Source organism: Erythrobacter sp. (genome assembly GCF_024305245.1).
GTDB lineage: Bacteria > Pseudomonadota > Alphaproteobacteria > Sphingomonadales > Sphingomonadaceae > Erythrobacter.
Map to the genome: position 1 here is coordinate 1 of NZ_JAMWYX010000008.1, position 16,776 is coordinate 16,776.

14 protein-coding genes and 1 pseudogene are annotated in these 16,776 nt (G+C 64.2%); 10 read left to right on the forward strand and 5 right to left on the reverse strand.

Features of this window, described 5'->3' with window-relative positions:
- Nucleotides 1-55: 55 nt before the first annotated feature.
- Together rfbB and Q0L48_RS11535 are read left to right on the forward strand one after the other, a co-directional pair.
- The gene (rfbB, locus tag Q0L48_RS11530; RefSeq protein ID WP_296721138.1) at nt 56-1,102 is read left to right on the forward strand and encodes a dTDP-glucose 4,6-dehydratase; all 1,047 of its coding nucleotides are present in this window, start codon (nt 56-58) and stop codon (nt 1,100-1,102) included.
- 429 nt (nt 1,103-1,531) lie between these two features.
- Nucleotides 1,532-2,474 (forward strand): annotated as a pseudogene (locus Q0L48_RS11535) (HEPN domain-containing protein).
- A gap of 359 nt (nt 2,475-2,833) precedes the next feature.
- Here the strand turns inward: Q0L48_RS11535 and fabI are convergent.
- Genes fabI through Q0L48_RS11550 form a run of 3 tightly spaced genes read right to left on the reverse strand, consistent with a single transcriptional unit; the run spans nt 2,834 to nt 5,713 of the window.
- Nucleotides 2,834-3,670, reverse strand: a complete 837-nt coding sequence (gene fabI / locus Q0L48_RS11540; protein ID WP_296721140.1) for an enoyl-ACP reductase FabI — start codon at nt 3,668-3,670, stop codon at nt 2,834-2,836.
- Nucleotides 3,667-4,659: a YihY/virulence factor BrkB family protein gene (locus tag Q0L48_RS11545; protein ID WP_296721141.1), complete on the reverse strand. Its 993-nt coding sequence runs from the start codon at nt 4,657-4,659 to the stop codon at nt 3,667-3,669. Before Q0L48_RS11545 ends, fabI begins: the two co-directional genes overlap by 4 nt.
- Nucleotides 4,660-4,687: 28 nt before the next feature.
- Nucleotides 4,688-5,713, reverse strand: coding sequence for a DnaJ C-terminal domain-containing protein (locus tag Q0L48_RS11550; protein ID WP_296721143.1), 1,026 nt, complete (start codon nt 5,711-5,713; stop codon nt 4,688-4,690).
- A 290-nt stretch (nt 5,714-6,003) separates the two neighbouring features.
- Here Q0L48_RS11550 and pdxH point away from each other — a divergent pair, with 290 nt between their 5' ends.
- Together pdxH and Q0L48_RS11560 are read left to right on the forward strand one after the other, a co-directional pair.
- Nucleotides 6,004-6,666: a pyridoxamine 5'-phosphate oxidase gene (gene pdxH, locus Q0L48_RS11555; RefSeq protein WP_296721146.1), complete on the forward strand. Its 663-nt coding sequence runs from the start codon at nt 6,004-6,006 to the stop codon at nt 6,664-6,666.
- A gap of 7 nt (nt 6,667-6,673) precedes the next feature.
- Nucleotides 6,674-7,489, forward strand: a complete 816-nt coding sequence (locus Q0L48_RS11560) for a PhzF family phenazine biosynthesis protein (protein ID WP_296721148.1) — start codon at nt 6,674-6,676, stop codon at nt 7,487-7,489.
- Between the two features lie 173 nt (nt 7,490-7,662).
- On the opposite strand, the gene Q0L48_RS11565 is transcribed toward Q0L48_RS11560, so the two are convergent.
- A complete protein-coding gene (locus tag Q0L48_RS11565) occupies nt 7,663-8,808 on the reverse strand; it encodes a serine hydrolase (RefSeq protein WP_296721150.1) in 1,146 nt (381 codons plus the stop codon).
- A 35-nt stretch (nt 8,809-8,843) separates the two neighbouring features.
- On the opposite strand from Q0L48_RS11565, the gene Q0L48_RS11570 reads away from it, so the two are divergent.
- Entirely contained in the window at nt 8,844-9,215 is a 372-nt protein-coding gene (locus Q0L48_RS11570) for a hypothetical protein (RefSeq protein WP_296721152.1), read from the forward strand.
- 43 nt (nt 9,216-9,258) lie between these two features.
- Here the strand turns inward: Q0L48_RS11570 and mnmA are convergent, their stop codons facing one another.
- Nucleotides 9,259-10,431: a tRNA 2-thiouridine(34) synthase MnmA gene (gene mnmA, locus Q0L48_RS11575; protein WP_296721153.1), complete on the reverse strand. Its 1,173-nt coding sequence runs from the start codon at nt 10,429-10,431 to the stop codon at nt 9,259-9,261.
- A gap of 172 nt (nt 10,432-10,603) precedes the next feature.
- On the opposite strand from mnmA, the gene Q0L48_RS11580 reads away from it, so the two are divergent.
- From Q0L48_RS11580 to Q0L48_RS11600, 5 genes are all read left to right on the forward strand, one after another.
- A complete protein-coding gene (locus Q0L48_RS11580; RefSeq protein ID WP_296721154.1) occupies nt 10,604-11,062 on the forward strand; it encodes a hypothetical protein in 459 nt (152 codons plus the stop codon).
- Nucleotides 11,055-11,354 carry a DUF1153 domain-containing protein gene (locus tag Q0L48_RS11585; protein ID WP_296721156.1) on the forward strand — a complete coding sequence of 100 codons (300 nt, stop codon included), beginning with the start codon at nt 11,055-11,057 and terminating at the stop codon, nt 11,352-11,354. Before Q0L48_RS11580 ends, Q0L48_RS11585 begins: the two co-directional genes overlap by 8 nt.
- A gap of 103 nt (nt 11,355-11,457) precedes the next feature.
- The gene (locus Q0L48_RS11590; RefSeq protein WP_296721157.1) at nt 11,458-11,724 is read left to right on the forward strand and encodes a GlsB/YeaQ/YmgE family stress response membrane protein; all 267 of its coding nucleotides are present in this window, start codon (nt 11,458-11,460) and stop codon (nt 11,722-11,724) included.
- A gap of 202 nt (nt 11,725-11,926) precedes the next feature.
- Nucleotides 11,927-13,117, forward strand: coding sequence for an efflux RND transporter periplasmic adaptor subunit (locus Q0L48_RS11595; RefSeq protein WP_296721159.1), 1,191 nt, complete (start codon nt 11,927-11,929; stop codon nt 13,115-13,117).
- A gap of 77 nt (nt 13,118-13,194) precedes the next feature.
- Entirely contained in the window at nt 13,195-16,776 is a 3,582-nt protein-coding gene (locus Q0L48_RS11600) for an efflux RND transporter permease subunit (RefSeq protein ID WP_296721161.1), read from the forward strand.

Here is a 16,776-nt window from a genome sequence, read left to right on the forward strand (position 1 = left end):
GCGCCGGTGCCCTGGCGCGCAAACCTGCGCCTGATGCTCGAAGAGGAAGCAAAACGTGGCTAATGTGCTTGTGACCGGCGGGGCCGGATTTATCGGCGGCAATTTCGTCCATTACTGGAACGCGCATCATCCCGACGACAGGGTAATCGTGCTCGATGCGCTGACCTATGCCGGCAATCGCTCGACGATTGAAGGCGCAGCCAATGCCGAGCTGATCGAAGGCGATATCCGCGACACCGCGCTGGTCGAGCAACTGCTGCGCGATCATGCCATCACGACAGTGGTGCATTTTGCAGCCGAGAGCCATGTCGACCGCTCGATCAGCGGTCCCGATGCCTTCATCGATACCAACATCCTGGGGACCAACAGCCTGCTGAAGGCGGCGCGTGCGGTCTGGCTGGCGGGCAGCGGCCAGCCCCACCGCTTCCATCACATCTCCACTGACGAAGTGTTCGGTTCGCTCGGCCCGAATGATCCGGCGTTCTCCGAGATCACGCCCTATGCCCCCAATTCGCCCTATTCGGCGAGCAAGGCCGCGTCCGACCATCTGGTGCGCGCATACCACCACACCTTCGGGCTCGAGGTGACGACCAGCAATTGCTCGAACAACTACGGCCCGTACCAGTATCCCGAAAAACTGATCCCGCTGTTCCTTCTGAACGCGCTGCACGGGCGCAACCTCCCGATCTACGGCGACGGGATGAACGTGCGCGACTGGCTGCATGTTGAGGATCATTGCCGCGGGATCGAGGCCTGTCTGCTCCGCGGACGCCCGGGCGAAACCTACAATATTGGTGGCGGGGCAGAATTGCCCAACATGACTGTGATCGATACGGTCTGCGCCGAAGTGGACCGTGCCTTTGCCGAGATAGACGGGCTGGCCCAGCGCTACCCTGCGGCGCCGGCTGCGCAGGGCGAACGCACTGATACGCTCAAGACCTTCGTCACCGACCGGGCAGGCCATGATCGTCGTTACGCGATCGACGAGACCAAGGCGCGCTCCGAACTGGACTACGCCCCGGAGCAGGGGTTCGAGACCGGATTGCGCCAAACCCTGCGGTGGTATCTCGAGAATGAGCGCTGGTGGCAGCCGCTGCTCTAGAGTCTGCGGATTTCCGGCCACAGACCTTGGAGTCCTAAGATGCTTAGAGAATCAAAATCTGTCCAAAAATTTCAAGGTTGACAGCAACTCGACTTCAAAATTGCACCCGTGGTTACGAGGATCGCTGGTTTAATCCGAGACGTTATGGGGAGACCCACGGGGTAAGCTGATATCGGAGCTAGGGCATCGACATCCCCACCGCGAAAGCATCGCGAACTTGAGCGCGCCGAAATGTCGCAGTGGTGGAAGGACCACTTTGTCCAGTTGCGCGATAGACCGGTGAGATTGCGCCGATCTGGCGGCGGGCCGGACGAGAGGCATAGGGCCGCACACCGGTGCACCGCTCCTCAGCGCTTTGGGGTGCGCCGTCGCGGCGCGCCTTTGCAGAGGGGAGGTGCAAGCTGTTCAATGGCTTGCTAGAGTACAGTGATGCGCACCGATCTCGATCATCTGCCCCCGCAAAAGCAGCGCGAGCTTGAGCGCGTGGTGCAGCTGATCTTCGAGGGAGTTCGACGACGCTTTCGCGCTCGCCAAGCACGAATGGAAGAAGGCTGGGCGCATCCTCAAGGTGATCCTCTATGGCAGCTATGCGCGCGGCACTTGGGTCGACGAACCCCACACCGCCAAGGGCTACCGTTCAGACTTCGATCTGCTGATCATTGTCAGTGACAAGCGGCTCACCGACCGCGTGAAGTACTGGTCCAAGCTGGATGAGCGGCTGATGCGCGAGTATGGCGTGACCGGCACGATGCAGACGCCGGTCAATTTCATCGTCCACACCCTGCAGGAGGTGAACGACGGGCTTGCCCATGGGCGGTATTTCTTCATGGATGTGAAGGCCGAAGGCATCGCGGTCTACCAGTCCGACAACACCGAGCTCCACACGCCCAAGCCCAAGACGCCAACGCAGGCGCTTGCCATGGCGCAGGAGTATTTTGAGGAGTGGTATCCGGCCGCGATGAAGCGCTATGAGATCGCGAAATTCGACATTGCGAGCCAATTCTACAAGAATGCAGCTTTCGATTTGCACCAGACCGTCGAGCGCCTTTACCACTCGGTTTTGCTGGTCTGCACCTTCTACACTCCGCACGTCCACAATCTCGGCTTCCTGCGTACCCAAGCCGAGCGGATCGACCCGCGCCTCACCTATGTCTGGCCACGCGAGACGAAGCGCGATCGTGCGCTTTTCGAAAAGCTCAAGGACGCCTACGTCAAGGCGCGCTACTCGAAGCATTACCGCGTCACGAGCCAAGAACTCCAATGGCTTGGCTCGCAGATCGAGGGGCTCGGCCGCGTTGTGCATGAGATTTGCTCTCAACGCATTGAGGAGCTCAAGGCCGAAGCGAAGGCGAGGCCTGATAAGGTCCGCTGATAAATCGCTGCCGTGTTGAACTCACCAGTTCTGTAGTTCTCCCTATCGAACGATAGCCCGGCCGCAATCGCAGCTCGCCTTTCCGGTGTCTGTGTGCCGGCGACACTTGGCGTATTGCATCGGTCAGCTTCAATCTGTGGGCGCTGGTCATGTCTGACCCAACCATGGTGATCGCACCGCTTGGACAATATTTCGGCATATATTTTGGGGATCCATAGGGGGGCGTGAAATGCACTACCCGCGGCTGCCGCACCCGTGGCTGTTTAATATAAGCCAAGCGAACCCAAATAAAGCAAAGGCTATGATACAACGACGTGATTGATGAAAGGGCACTTCACGCCTCCATCTCCCCGACCATATCACCCCAGTGCTATATCGGGCGCGTCTTCCTGCTTCATCCCCACGACATGATAACCCGCATCGACGTGATGGGTCTCGCCGGTGACGCCTGATGACAGGTCGGACAGCAGGTAAAGCCCGGCCCCGCCGACATCGTCGATCGTGACATTGCGGCGCAGCGGCGCGTTCAGCTCGTTCCATTTGAGAATATAGCGGAAATCGCCGATCCCGCTCGCGGCCAGCGTCTTGATCGGCCCGGCGCTGATCGCGTTCACGCGAATGTTGCGCGGGCCGAGGTCGTTGGCGAGATATTTGACGCTGGTCTCCAGCGCCGCCTTGGCCACGCCCATCACGTTGTAGTGCGGGATTACCTTTTCCGCGCCGTAATAGCTCAGCGTCACGATCGCCCCGCCGGTTTCGGGCATCATCGCCGCCGCGCGCTGGGTAATCGCCACCAGCGAATAGGCGGAAATGTTCATGGTCATCAGGAAGTTGTCGAGGCTGGTGTCGACATATTGACCGCGCAGTTCGTTTTTGTCCGAATAGCCGATCGCGTGGACGACGAAATCGATGCTGTCCCAACGCTCCTTCAGCGTTGCAAAGGCCGCATCTAGCGATTCCATGCTGGAAACGTCGCATTCAAAGGTGAAATCGCTGCCGAGTTGCTCCGCTAGCGGTTTCACCCGCTTGGCCAGCGCCTCGCCCTGATAGGAGAACGCCAGTTCGGCACCATGTTCGGCCAGCTTCTTGGCGATGCCCCATGCCAGCGACTTGTCGTTGGCGAGGCCCATGATCAAGCCGCGCTTACCCTGCATTAGGGTGCCGCCCCGATCCTGCGTGCCGTTGCTATCGTTCATCCTGCCATCTCCTCGGCTGGGGGCTGTTCCTCGCGCTCTGGCTCGGTCAGCGCCGCATTCAATTGTGCGCCGATAACGAGGCCGAGCCCGATCAGCCAGAAAAAGAACAACGTCACCATGATCCCGGCAAGGCTGCCATAGGTCAGATCATAGGTGAAGAAGCTGCGCAGCACTACCGGCAGCGCGGCGGTGACGCCCAGCCACCACGCGGTGGTGAACAGCGATCCGGGCCACTTGGGATAGCGGCGCGCGCGGTAAACATGGGGGGTAAGCGTGTAGAACAGCACCCACAGCGATCCTGCCAACCCCACCGCGGGGACGATTCGCGACAGGCGTAGGGTATCGATCAGCTCGCCCAGTTGCGGGAAGAACGCCTGGATCACCTCTTGTGCAGCGCCGATCATCACCTGCGCGAACAGCGAGATCATCAGCACCAGCACCGCCGCCAGAATCAGTCCTGCAGAGAGCAGCCGGGTCTTCCAGAAAGCCGCGGTCGACTTGGTGCCATAGGCGCGGCGCAGGATGTCGCGGATCGTCTCGATCAGGCTGGTCACGGTCCACAGCGCCACCCCTGCGCCCGCCCACAGCAGCCAGCCCGACCGGGCATAGATCACGTCCTCAGCCACCGGCGTGATCACCCCGGAGACGGTAGGCGGCAGGGTAACACTGATCGCGTCGATCATGCCTTCCGCGCTTTCGCGGCCGCCGATCAGTTCGAACAGCGCCGCGCCCAGGATGAAGAACGGGAAGATCGCCAGCATTGCCAGATAGGCGAGGTTCCCGGCATGGATGAACCCTTCGGTATAGGTGCCCGCCGCCACCCGGCCTGCCACTTCGAACACCTTGGTGCCCGGACCCAGCTGCCGCCGCAGCCGTGCCTTAAGCCCGCTATCCCGGTTCTCGCCGCGCGCCCGTGCCTTGCGCCGCGCCTCGGGCGAGTGCGAGCGCACTTCCCGCTCTTCTGGAGGGGGGAGTTGGTTGGCGCTCATTATGGTGTTGCTTCCTGAAGTTCGGCATCTACAGGCCGAACTTCTCCCGCGGTCGTGCGGTATCAACCCATCCGTCGAGACGTTCTTCCAGTGCGGCGAGATCGGTAGGGAGCTGGACTTCCAGCGTCACCAGCTGATCGCCGCGTTCGGGCTTGCCATCGGCGGTGTTGCCGCCGGTTTTTTTGGTCCAACCCTTGCCCCCCAGCCGCAGCACCGTGCCGCCGCCCGATCCAGGCTTGATCGTCAGCATCACCGGGCCATCGACCGTGGGGCATTTCACCTTGGTCCCGCGCACCGCTTCGTCGAGCGTGATCGGCAGGTCCATGCGGATATTGTCGCCCTCGCGGGTGAAGAAGGGATGGGTGCCGACTTCGACCATCACGATCCCGTCGCCCGGACCGCCGGTGCCAGGGTGGCCCTTGCCCTTCAAACGCATCATCGTACCGTCTTCCACCCCGGCGGGCAGTTTCAGGCTGATCGCCTTGCCATCGGCCAGCGTGATGCGCTGATCGCGGCCCGCAGCGGCTTCGACGAACGGCACGGCGAGCCGGTACTGGATATCCGCGCCGCGCCGGGGCGGGGGCGGGGCCTGCCGCCCAAAGCCGCGCCGGGCGTTTGGTGGCTGCTGCTGGCGCGCTCGGCCGCCGAACAGCCCTTCGAACAGATCGCCCAGATCGACCTCGTCGGGGTTGAACCCGCCGAAATCGCCGCCATTCGGCCCGGCACCGGCACCGGCACCGGCACCGGCACCGGCACCGGCACCGGGACCGGCGCCGTAACTGGCTCGGCCATAGCCACCGCGTCCGCCCATTCCGGCGAAGGGATTGGCGGGGTTGCCCTCGGCATCGATCTCGCCGCGGTCGAACTGCGCGCGCTTCGCCTTGTCCGACAACAGATCATAGGCGCGGGTGGCATCGGAGAACTTCTCCGATGCGTTGGGATTATCCTTGTTGCGATCAGGGTGCAGCTCCTTGGCAAGCTTGCGATAGGCGCTTTTGATGTCCGCTTCGGAAGCGGTGCGGGCAATGCCGAGCGTGCTGTAGGGATCGCGCATGGTGCGTTAGCTAGGTGAGACAGTCGCCTTGCGCAAGCGGGGAGCAAGCGGAGTCGTCAGGCAAAATTCACCATCAGGTCGCTGCGGGCGGAATCCAGCGTTGCGGCCAGACCGACACAGCGGGCCGACGCCCCGCTTTCCTGCTCACTGCTGACAGCGCATCACCGTTGCGCCGCGAGGGCTGCCTGCCTAGATAGCGCAGGCGCAGGAACGATCCTTCGCGGCGGGCGGTTTTTGCGCTTCTGGACAGTCTCTCATCTGTCTCCTGCTTCAGTTTGAAGGGCATTTCGATGAACGAACCCCATCCCCCCGCACTAGATGATGCCCAGCTGGCCGATAGCGTGATTCGCGCCGGAGCCGATCCCTTTGGCCTGTTCGACGAATGGTTTGCCGATGCAAAGGCTGCCGAGATCAACGATCCCAACGCCATGGCGCTCGCCACCGCCACGGCTGACGCTGCGCCGTCGGTACGGATGGTGCTGCTGAAGGGGCATGGGCGCCACGCCATCGCGGGCGGCGGGTTCACCTTCTTCACCAACGCCGAGAGCCGGAAAGGCGGGCATATCCGCGCCAATATGCAGGCCGCGCTGCTGTTCCACTGGAAGAGCCTGCGCCGCCAGATCCGGATCGAAGGCCCGCTGACCGAAGTGACACCCGAAGCCGCCGACGCCTATTTCCATTCGCGCCCGTTCAAGAGCCAGGTCGGCAGCGCCGCCAGCGACCAATCGCGCCCGCTGCCGGATCGCCAGACCTATCTCGACCGGGTGCAGGAAATCTGGGGCGCGCACGAGAGGACAGGCAAGGTGCCGCGCCCGCCGCACTGGACGGGTTTCACGCTCTCCCCGCGCCGGATTGAGTTCTGGATCGACCGCGAAAACCGGCTGCATGACCGCCGCGAATTCATCCGCGCCAGCGCCGAATCGGCGTGGTCCGATACGCTGCTTTACCCCTGAGGCCCGAATGACACAGGCAATCCCTTACTGGCACGTTGATGCCTTCAGCGCGCAGCCCTTCGGCGGCAATCAGGCGGCGGTGATGGTGCTGGACGAATGGCTGCCCGATGATGTGCTGGTGGCGATCGGGGCCGAGAACCTGTTTGCCGAAACCGCCTTCGTCGTGCGCGATACGACCGGTGAGGCCGATTGGGAGCTGCGCTGGTGCACGCCGACCTATGAAATCGCGCTGTGCGGCCATGCGACGCTGGCGAGTGGGCATGTGCTGTTGACGCGGGACGGCGGGAACAGGGTCATGTTCCGGACACGCCAATCGGGCGTTCTGGAGGTGGTGCGCGCTGGCGATGCCTATGAACTCGCGCTCCCGGCGATTGCCACTGCACCGGACGCGGCTGAGAATCAGGCCGAAGCGATCCGGCTGCTGGGGGCCGAGCCGCAGCAAGTGGTTCGTTCGGAGCTGGGCTACAATATCTACCTTTATGCCGACGAAGCGGCAGTGCGCGGCCTTTCGCCCGACATCCGCGGTTTGGAGGCACTCGGCAAAGACCAGTTCATCGTCACCGCGCCGGGCGATGCGACCGACATCGTCAGCCGCGTGTTCGTGCCCGGCGGCGGAGTGGACGAGGACAGCGTCACCGGATCGGCCCACGCGGCGCTCACCCCTTACTGGGCCAAGCGGCTGGGGCGGACCAGCTTTACCGCGCATCAGGCAAGCAAGCGCGGCGGGGATCTGACGCTGCGGCTGGCCAAAGTCGAGCGGGGCGAAAAGGCATGGCTCGGCGGGCCATGCGTCACGGTGGTGGAGGGGAGCTTCTATCTCTGAGTGATCGGACCCGCTGGGTCCGCAAGGCCGGAGTCGGAGCCGAAAGCGCAGACGTGCGAAGCACACATGCACGGCCGCCCGCAGCGGGAGCGAAGCTCAACCGCAGCAGGCGGGGCACCCGGTCTTCTGGTCGCATGAGCGAGGATTTCGCACGCCGGATGGCATGGGAAACACTAAATTTCCGGATACAATTCCAGCACATCCGCCGCCTGCTGCAACATTGGTGGGCGCTGCGCACTGTCCGAATGGCCGAGCCGCACCAGCGTGACGCGCTGGCTCGGCGAGACAAGGACATACTGCCCCATATGGCCGATCAGCGAGAACAGGCTATCGGGCGCGCGGTCGGGGAACAGCGGGTGCTCGCCCACTTCCGCGCCGGGGATCGGTCGGTTCAGCCAGGTCTGGAAGCCGTAATGCGGACTGGCGGGGCTGGGGGTCACCATCGCCTCGACCCAGCGGCTCGGCACCAGTTGCTCGCCGCCCGGCGCGCGGCCCTTGCGGCGCAGCATCTCGCCCAGCTTGGCCCAGTCGCGCGCGCTCGCATGCATCAGGCTGCCGCCGATCAGCGTGCCGCTGGCATCGAATTCGGGCACCATGCTGGTCATGCCGAGCGGTCCGAACAATCGTTCCTGCAGGTAATTCGCCACCGCCTTGCGCCGCGCCTCGGGATCGGCGCTGTCGGTCAGCGCGCGCGCGGCAATATCGGCGAGGATCACGCTGGTGTTGGACGAATATTCGAAGGTCTTGCCCGGCTCGGCCTCCAGCGGTTGCTCTTCAGCCCAACGCGCCATGTTGTCGCGCCCGTCGAGGAACAGCATCCTGACCTCGGAGGATTCGTAGGGCGGATCGCCTGCTTCGGTGTGGCGCAATCCGCTGCGCATCTGCAGCAGGTGGCGCAGGGTGATTTCGGCGCGCGGATCGCCGGGGCGCTGCCACAGCGACACCGGGGCAGGCTCGTCCAGCGCCAGCAACCCGTCTGCCGCCAGCATCCCGATCAGCACGCCGGTGACGGTCTTGGCCATCGACCAGCTGATGAAGCGCGTGTCGGCATCATAACCGGGGGCGTAACGTTCGGCGGCGAGATCGCCGTCCACCATTACCACCACCGCGCGGGTTTCGCCGAGGCCTTCACCTGTGAACAGATCGTCGATCTGACGCGCGAGCTGGTCTTTCGGCGCGCCCGCATCGGCGGTGACGGCGGCCAGTGCCGCGTCGCTCAAGGGTATCTCGGCAGGCGGGGCGGTGCCGCAGGCGGCGAGCATGAGCAGGGCTGGCGCAAGCACGGCTGCGCGGCTAGGGGGCGTCTGCGAAGGGGTCATGACGCCCCCAATTCCCGATGGATGGAGGCTTGGCAATGGTGAAAGCGAACCCGTCTGCCCGGTCGGCAGCCAAATCGTCGGGCATTCATTGGCGGCGGCTGGTGCTGTGGGTGGTCGGCCTGTCGATTGTGGCGTTCGCCGGAACGGTCTGGGTGTTCCGCGAACCCATTGGCGGTTATGGCAGCGTCGCTTCGGCCTATTCGGCGCGGGTCGGGTGTTCGTGCCGCTTCGTTGCCGGACGCAGCTTGCAGGATTGCACCAAGGACAAGCTGGCGGGCATGGAAGCGGTCACGCTGGTCGAGGATGCCGAGACCAAAAGCGTCACCGCCCGCTTCCCGCTGGTCGCCGAGGCGACCGCGACTTACCGCGAAGGCTATGGCTGCGTGCTGGAGACGTGGGAGGGGTGACAGAACCGCCTCTGTTCACAAGCTCAGGACGAACGGAGAAGAGTTAGCTCTCTACCTTCTCCGTCGAATCGATCCAGCCGCCGCCGACCACCCGCTCGCCGGCATAGATTACTGCCGCCTGTCCCGGCGCAACGCCGTATTCGGGCGCGGCAAAGCGGATCGTCACCGCCGCGCCATCTCCCAGCGGCCCTTCGAGCGTGATCGGCACGGGCTTGGCCAGACTGCGCACCTTGGCGGTCAGCGGCTCGTCGGGCAGCGGTCCGATGCGGTTGGTTTCGGTCAGGCGCGCGGCATTGACTGCCAGCATCCGCTTCGGCCCGACGCGCACTTCGCGGTTCGGTGCGTCGAGGCCGATGACATAGAGCGGTTCGGGCTGGCCGCCGATCTCCAATCCCTTGCGCTGGCCGACGGTGAAGTGGACGATGCCCTTGTGCTGGCCGAGCACCGCGCCGGTCGCGGCGTGCACGATGTTCCCCGGCGCTGCGCCTTCGGGCCGCACCTTGGTGACGATCTTGGCGTAGTTCCCGTCGGGCACGAAGCAGATGTCCTGACTGTCGGGCTTGGCCGCGTTCCTCAGGCCCGCCGCCTCCGCCAGCTCGCGCACCTGCGGCTTGGGCATCCCGCCCAGCGGAAAGCGCAGGTATTCGAGCTGCGCTTCGGTGGTGCCATAGAGAAAGTACGACTGGTCGCGCGCCGGATCGAAGGCGCGGTGCAGCTGCGGTGTGCCTCCAGTGGTCACCACCCGCCGGACATAATGCCCGGTGGCGAGGCAATCCGCCCCCAATTCGCGCGCCATGCGGAACAGGTCGGTGAATTTCGGCCCCATGTTGCAGCGGATACAGGGCACCGGCGTACGACCGGCGAGATATTCGTCAGCGAATTGTTCCACCACCTCCTCGCGGAAGGCGCTTTCATGGTCGAACACGTAATGCGCGATGCCGAGCCGGTCGGCCACGGCGCGCGCATCGCGGATATCGTCGCCCGCGCAGCACGCGCCTTTGCGCCCCGTTGCTGCGCCGTAATCATATAATTGAAGCGTGATGCCGATCACTTCCGCGCCGCTGGCGGCGGCAAGCGCGGCAACCACCGACGAATCGACTCCGCCGCTCATCGCCACGACGATCCGGCAGTCAGGCGCGGCACGCGGCAGGTCGAACAGGGCGGCGGCATCAGGCCCGGTCAGCGGGCCGGCCTTCGAGAGGGTCGGCAAATCCATGAGAATGCGGGCGCGATATAGCGATGCCGCCCCGGTTTCGCCAGTGCCGCAGGGCGGCGCCGGATTCGCTCACGCCGTTTACCAAGGTTCCTGCGCGGCCCGGACTATTCCTAAGCTCGGGTAAATGGCAGTTTTACCCGATGTTGACGCACTGTGATTATGACATCCCATCATGTTCGAAAAGACCGACCCCGTTTATGCATCGCTTCGCCCACCGCTCAGCCGGCGGGCAGAGGACGGCACACGCCTGCGGCGCAGCGCTGCCTCGCCTGTGGCCGAGCGATTCGAACCGCGCGCTGTAAGGCGTGCGGGCGACGCGCTACGAGCCGTCGAATGGAGCGAAATCACCGCCCGGCTTAATGCGGCGCGTGATCTTCGCCTGTTGCTGCGTAACGAATCGCGTGGTCAGAGCGACGTGCTCGGTGCGAGCTTCGGCGATGCTGCCGCAAGCTATTTTGCTATGATCGACGACAACCAACCCGGCGTTAACCTTGATGCTTTAGAGTGCTCTAATGGCTGGGACGATAGAAATTGCGCACGCGCGGCAATCCGGCACGACGCGGCTTCGCAAGATGATGCCGCTGATTTGATGGACGCGCCCGGAGGCGATGCGAGAGACAAAAATGATTGAGAATCAGGACATCCGCCCCGCACAGGTAATCGGCCCGCTCGGCGAGTCGTTGACACTTGCCGATCTTCCCGCGCCCGATACCCGGCGCTGGGTGGTGCGGCGCAAGGCAGAAGTGGTTGCTGCCGTGAATGGCGGCCTGCTGACGCTCGACGAGGCGCTGGCGCGTTATGGCCTGACGCTAGAGGAGTTTGCCTCGTGGCAACGCGCGGTCGATCGCTCGGGCATGCATGGCCTGCGCGTCACCAAGATCCAGCATTATCGCGACCTGTACCAGCGCCAGTTGAAATACTGAGCCGGTACGCGGGCGCGCGGATTCGCTTCTTTGCGCCAGAACCTCTAACACCCTCTGACAAGGGCCAGGCACACCTGTGTCTTGCGTTACAGGGAGTTATGTTATGGGATGGATTATCGCACTGATCGTTGGCGGCGTGGCGGGCTGGCTTGCCAGTCTGGTGATGAACCGCGACGCCTCGATGGGCATCTTCTGGAACATCGTGGTCGGCTGCGTCGGCTCGGTCATCGGCAATCTGATCGCCGGCCCGCTGCTCGGCATTGGCGGCAGCGTGCAGGAATTCTCGATCATGGGCCTGGTGGTCGCTGTGCTGGGCGCGGTTGTCCTGCTCGGCGTGGTCAATCTGATCCAGCGCGGCCGGGTGCGCTGAAGGCCTCCAATACTCCGGTCGGGGAACCGGCCGGAGTGTCCCCCGAGCGACCTTCGTCTAGAACCCAAGTCACCCGTCGATGCAGGCATTGCCCGCCAGCGCTATGCGGCCTATCGGACGTTGCGCTCGGTGACTTACCGGGATAATACACTCAGGGACCACCCCATCCGCGCAGGCTGCAGGTTCCGACGAGGGAATGGCAATGAACTACGAAACCTCCATCCGGGCCGAGGCTGCCGACGGAGTGACTACTGATTACACAGGCGCACGGACGCTCTCCGCGCCGCGTGTCCCGCGCTGGCTGATCGTCGGCGGGCTCGGCCTGTTCGGGCTGCTGCTGGCAATCGGCGCCTATTTCGCGCTCGCGGGCGGCGAGCCGGTGGCGGTCGGCGACGACAATTCGCAAGCCCCGGTGGTGACAGTCATCACGCCGGGCAAAACCACGGTTTCCGGCATGATCGAAGCGCCCGGATCGCTGGCTGCGCGCCGCCCGATGCCGGTCGGCTCGGTAGGTGAGGGCGGGCAGGTGGTGCGCGTCAACGTCGATGCCGGCGATTGGGTGCAACAGGGCCAAGTGCTGGCGGTGATCGACCGCAGCGTGCAAGTGCAGCAGGCCGAGGCGCAGGCTGCGCAGATCGAGGTCGCGCGCGCGGACGCCAGTCTGGCGCAGGCCAATCTCGACCGCGCCCTGCAACTGGTGGAGCGCGGCTTCATCTCCAAGGCCGATGTCGACCGGCTGACCGCGACGCGCGATGCCGCCGCGGCGCGGGTCAGGGTGGCAGAGGCGCAGTTGCGTGAATTGCGCGCCCGCAATGACCGGCTCAACGTGCTGGCCCCCGCATCTGGCTATGTGCTGCAACGCAATGTCGAACCGGGCCAGACAGTTGGCCCGGGCACCGGCGCGCTGTTCACCATCGCGCGTGGCGGCGAAATGGAAATGCTCGCCCAGTTGAGCGAGGAACAGCTTGCCGGGCTGAGCGTCGGCACCATGGCGACTGTGATCCCGACCGGGTCGGACAAGGAATTTTCCGGACAGGTATGGCAGCTTTCGCCGGTGATCGATCAGGCCTCGCGCCAGGGCACGGCCCGCATCGCGCTGCCGTACGCATCCGCGCTGCGCCCCGGCGGCTTTGCCACCGCGCGCATCAACGGCGGCAGCCTGACGGCAACCGTGCTTCCCGAAAGCGCGGTGCTGGCGGACGAGGAAGGCAGCTACGTGTTCATCGTGGGCGAGGACAACAAGACCGTGCGCCGCGCGGTCACGATCGGATCGGTGACCAAGCAGGGCATCGCCATTACCGAAGGGCTTTCGGGCACGGAGCAGGTGGTGCTGCGCGCGGGCGGGTTCCTGAACGCGGGCGAGACGATCAACCCGCAGGCCCAGCAGAATTAATTCGGCGTCAATGCACGCACCCACCGCGTAACTGACGGACGAGAAGCGAAAGACATGAAGGCGCAGGCAGGACAATCATGAGTTTACGCGACATCTCGGCCTGGTCGATCCGCAACCCGGTGATCCCTCTGGTGCTGTTCACCGGGCTGTTGTTTGCCGGGATCGTCAGCTTCCTGCGCATGGACGTAACCAATAATCCGGATGTCGAATTCCCGGCGGTGATCGTCCAGATCGCGCAGCCGGGCGCTTCACCGACCGAGATCGAGAACCAGATCACCCAACGCGTGGAAAGCGCGCTGCGATCGATCGCCGGGGTCAATTCGATCCAGTCGACCGCGCGCGAGGGCAGTTCGCAGACCTTCGTCGAGTTCGAGATCGGCACCAATCTGATCGAGGCGGTGAACGAAGTCGAAACCGCGATCGATGGCGTGCGCGGCAACCTGCCCGACGGCATTCTCGAACCGCAGGTGCGCAAAGTGAACGTCGTCGGTGAGCCGATCGGCTACACCGCAGTCGAAGCCGACGACATGACGATCGAACAGTTGAGTTGGTTCATCGACGATACTGTGGCCAAGCGTTTGCTGAAGATCGAAGGCATGGCCGAAGTCAGCCGGTTCGGCGGGGTCGACCGCGAAATCGAGGTGATCCTCGATCCGGCGCGGATGCAATCGTTGGGCGTTACCGCCTCGCAGATCAACGCCGTGCTGCGCCAGACCAATCTCGATGCCGCAGGCGGGCTCGCCGAAATCGGCGGCACCCGCCAGTCGCTGCGCGTGCTCGGCAATTCGGACGATGCCTATGCGCTGTCGCAGACCCAGATCCAGCTGGGCGGCGGACGGACTGTGCGGCTGGCCGACGTCGCCAAGGTGCGCGACGGCTATTCCGAACGCACCTCGATCAGCGAGGTCAATGGCAAGGAAGTCGTCAATTTCGCGATGAGCCGCGCACGCGGGGCATCCGACCTGACCGTCTACGACGCCGCTCTCGCCGAAATGGACGCGATCGAAGCGGAAAACCCCGGCATTGAATTCATTCAGCTCTCGACCAGCACCACCTACACCCGCGGCCAATATGAATCATCGATCTGGGCGCTGATCGAAGGCGCCGTGCTGGCGGTCGTCGTGGTGTTCCTGTTCCTGCGCGATTGGCGCGCGACCTTCATCAGCGCGGTCGCCATTCCGCTGTCCGCGATCCCGACCTTCTGGTTCATGGATCTGCTCGGCTTCAACCTCAATTTTCTCTCGCTGCTGGCGCTGGCGCTGGTGGCAGGGGTGCTGGTCGACGATGCGATCGTCGAGATCGAGAATATCGTGCGCCATATGCGGATGGGCAAATCCGCCTATCAGGCATCGATCGACGCCGCCGACGAAATCGGCCTGCCGGTGGTCGCCACCAGTTTCTGCATTGTCGCGGTGTTCCTGCCGGTCGGCCTGATGCCGGGTGTGTCGGGCCAGTTCTTCCAGAACTTCGGGATCACGGTGGTGATCGCGGTGCTGATGAGCCTTGCAGTCGCGCGCATGATCACGCCGTTGATGGCGGCCTATTTCCTCAAGGCCCAGGGTCACGCCGAACATGGCGAAGGGGCGATGATCGACCGCTACATGCAGGTGCTCGCCTGGACGCTCGATACCGGAAAGATGGCCGCGCGCCGCGCCGGGATCGACGGCCCGCGCAGCCGCATCCTCTACGTCCCCTCCTTGCTGCTGACTGTCATCCTGTTGCTGGTGGTGACTGCCTTCACCATGTTCGAAAGCTTTGATGGCTCGTTTTCGGCGGCGATTGCCGGAGGCATGGGCGCGGCTCCGCCGTGGGGCGGCATTGCCGGGCTGGAAGTTCCCAAGTCGGTGGCGAGCGCCGTATCGAGCGACAGCAACGGCTTCATCTACAAGCTGGTGTACAAGATTTTCGATGTCGTTCAGGTGCTGTTGGTATCGGGGATCACCTTCCTTGCCGGTTTGCTGACCTTCAAGCTGATCGAAGCGCCCGCTGGCGGGAACAGCCGCTTGGCGAATGGCATTCGCTGGATGACCGCGCGCTTCTACGATCACCGCGTGTGGATGCTGGGCATCGGCTGGTTTTCGTTTCTGGTCACGATCCTGCTGTTCGGCCAATCTCCGGCGCAGTTCCAGCCGACCATCGATGACGAGAACAGCCGTATCGAGATCGAGACAGTGCCCGGCACGACACTGGCCCAGACCAAGCGGATCGTGAACGCTGTCGCCGACCAGATCCGCACGGAGCCCGAGGTCGAACGTCTGCTCGAACGTATCCGGCTGGGCGAGACCTCGTCGATCTTCATCAAGCTGAAGGAGGACCGCGCGCGCAGTTCGATCGAATTCGAACGCCAACTCGCGCCGGCGCTGGCGCAGTTCCCCGACGCGCGCGTCCGGTTCCAGTCGCAAAGCGCCGGCTTCGGATCGGGCCGCGACATGACGGTGATGCTGGCGGGATCCGATCCCGAAGTGCTCGACGAAGCCGCGTCCGAGCTCGTGGAGCAGATGAGAGGCCTGCGAACGCTGGTCGCCCCGCGCATCAGCGCCGATCTCAATCGCCCGGAAATCATCATCACCCCGCGCGACCAGATCGCCGCCGAACTGGGCGTGACCACTGCCGCTCTGTCGCAGACGATCCGCATCGCAACGCTGGGCGAGATCGAGCAGAACGCGGCGCGCTTTTCGCTGTCCGACCGCCAGATTCCGATTGTGGTGCGCCTGTCGGAGGAAGCCCGCGCCGATTTCCGCACCATCGAAAACCTGCCGGTGCAAACCGCCAGTGGCGGATCGGTGCCGCTGAGCCGGGTGGCGGAGATCAGTTTCGGTTCGGGGCCGACCGCGATCCAGCGTTACAACCAGAACCGCCGCGTGCTGGTAGGCGCCGATCTTGCAGCGGGTGTGCTCAAGGGCGAGGCGCAGGCCCAGATCGACGCACTGCCGGTGCTGCAGAACCTGCCCACAGGCGTGATCCGCGATGTTGTGGGCGAGGAAGAATGGCAGGCCGAACTGCAGGTCAACCTGATGATCGCGATCGTCGCCGGGTTCCTGCTGGTGTTCGCGGTGCTGGTGCTGCTGTACAAGCGGTTGATGAGCCCGCTGGTCAACATGACCTCGCTGTTGCTTGCGCCGCTTGGCGGCGTGCTGCTGATCTGGCTGCTTGGTCAGCCGCAATCGATGCCGGTCTATATCGGCATCCTGCTGCTGCTCGGCATCGTGTCCAAGAACTCGATCCTGCTGATCGACTTCGCGATCGAGGAGATGAACAAGGGCGTCGGCAAGCTCGATGCGATCCTCGATGCAGGGCACAAGCGCGCGCAGCCGATCGTGATGACCACCGTGGCTATGACCGCCGGGATGGTTCCGGTCGCGCTGTCGTTGAGCGGCGATGGCGCATGGCGGCAGCCGATGGGCATCGTGGTGATCGGCGGGCTGATCTGTTCGACGCTGCTGACCCTGCTGATCGTGCCGGCCGGTTTCAGTCTGGCCGACGGCTTCGAAAAGCGCGTCGGGCCGTGGCTCCGTGATCGGATGCTGACCTACAAGCCCGGCGACGATACCCGTCCGCACGGTGAGGGCGAGCCCGACTTGCCGTTCCCCGGCCTGCCCGGCGGCGTGCGGCCCACGCCTGCGCGGCGCCTGCCGCCGGGCAGCGAACCGGCCGAATGA

Bases quoted from the DNA above. Each gene is read 5' to 3' on its own strand.
- Q0L48_RS11550 (WP_296721143.1), bottom strand. From the start codon at position 5,713: ATGCGCGATCCCTACAGCACGCTCGGCATTGCCCGCACCGCTTCCGAA.
- Q0L48_RS11590 (WP_296721157.1), top strand. From the start codon at position 11,458: ATGGGATGGATTATCGCACTGATCGTTGGCGGCGTGGCGGGCTGGCTT.
- Q0L48_RS11585 (WP_296721156.1), top strand. From the start codon at position 11,055: ATGATTGAGAATCAGGACATCCGCCCCGCACAGGTAATCGGCCCGCTC.
- Q0L48_RS11545 (WP_296721141.1), bottom strand. From the start codon at position 4,659: ATGAGCGCCAACCAACTCCCCCCTCCAGAAGAGCGGGAAGTGCGCTCG.
- Q0L48_RS11580 (WP_296721154.1), top strand. From the start codon at position 10,604: ATGTTCGAAAAGACCGACCCCGTTTATGCATCGCTTCGCCCACCGCTC.
- Q0L48_RS11565 (WP_296721150.1), bottom strand. From the start codon at position 8,808: ATGACCCCTTCGCAGACGCCCCCTAGCCGCGCAGCCGTGCTTGCGCCA.
- Q0L48_RS11600 (WP_296721161.1), top strand. From the start codon at position 13,195: ATGAGTTTACGCGACATCTCGGCCTGGTCGATCCGCAACCCGGTGATC.
- mnmA (WP_296721153.1), bottom strand. From the start codon at position 10,431: ATGGATTTGCCGACCCTCTCGAAGGCCGGCCCGCTGACCGGGCCTGAT.
- pdxH (WP_296721146.1), top strand. From the start codon at position 6,004: ATGAACGAACCCCATCCCCCCGCACTAGATGATGCCCAGCTGGCCGAT.
- Q0L48_RS11595 (WP_296721159.1), top strand. From the start codon at position 11,927: ATGAACTACGAAACCTCCATCCGGGCCGAGGCTGCCGACGGAGTGACT.
- fabI (WP_296721140.1), bottom strand. From the start codon at position 3,670: ATGAACGATAGCAACGGCACGCAGGATCGGGGCGGCACCCTAATGCAG.
- Q0L48_RS11560 (WP_296721148.1), top strand. From the start codon at position 6,674: ATGACACAGGCAATCCCTTACTGGCACGTTGATGCCTTCAGCGCGCAG.
- Q0L48_RS11570 (WP_296721152.1), top strand. From the start codon at position 8,844: ATGGTGAAAGCGAACCCGTCTGCCCGGTCGGCAGCCAAATCGTCGGGC.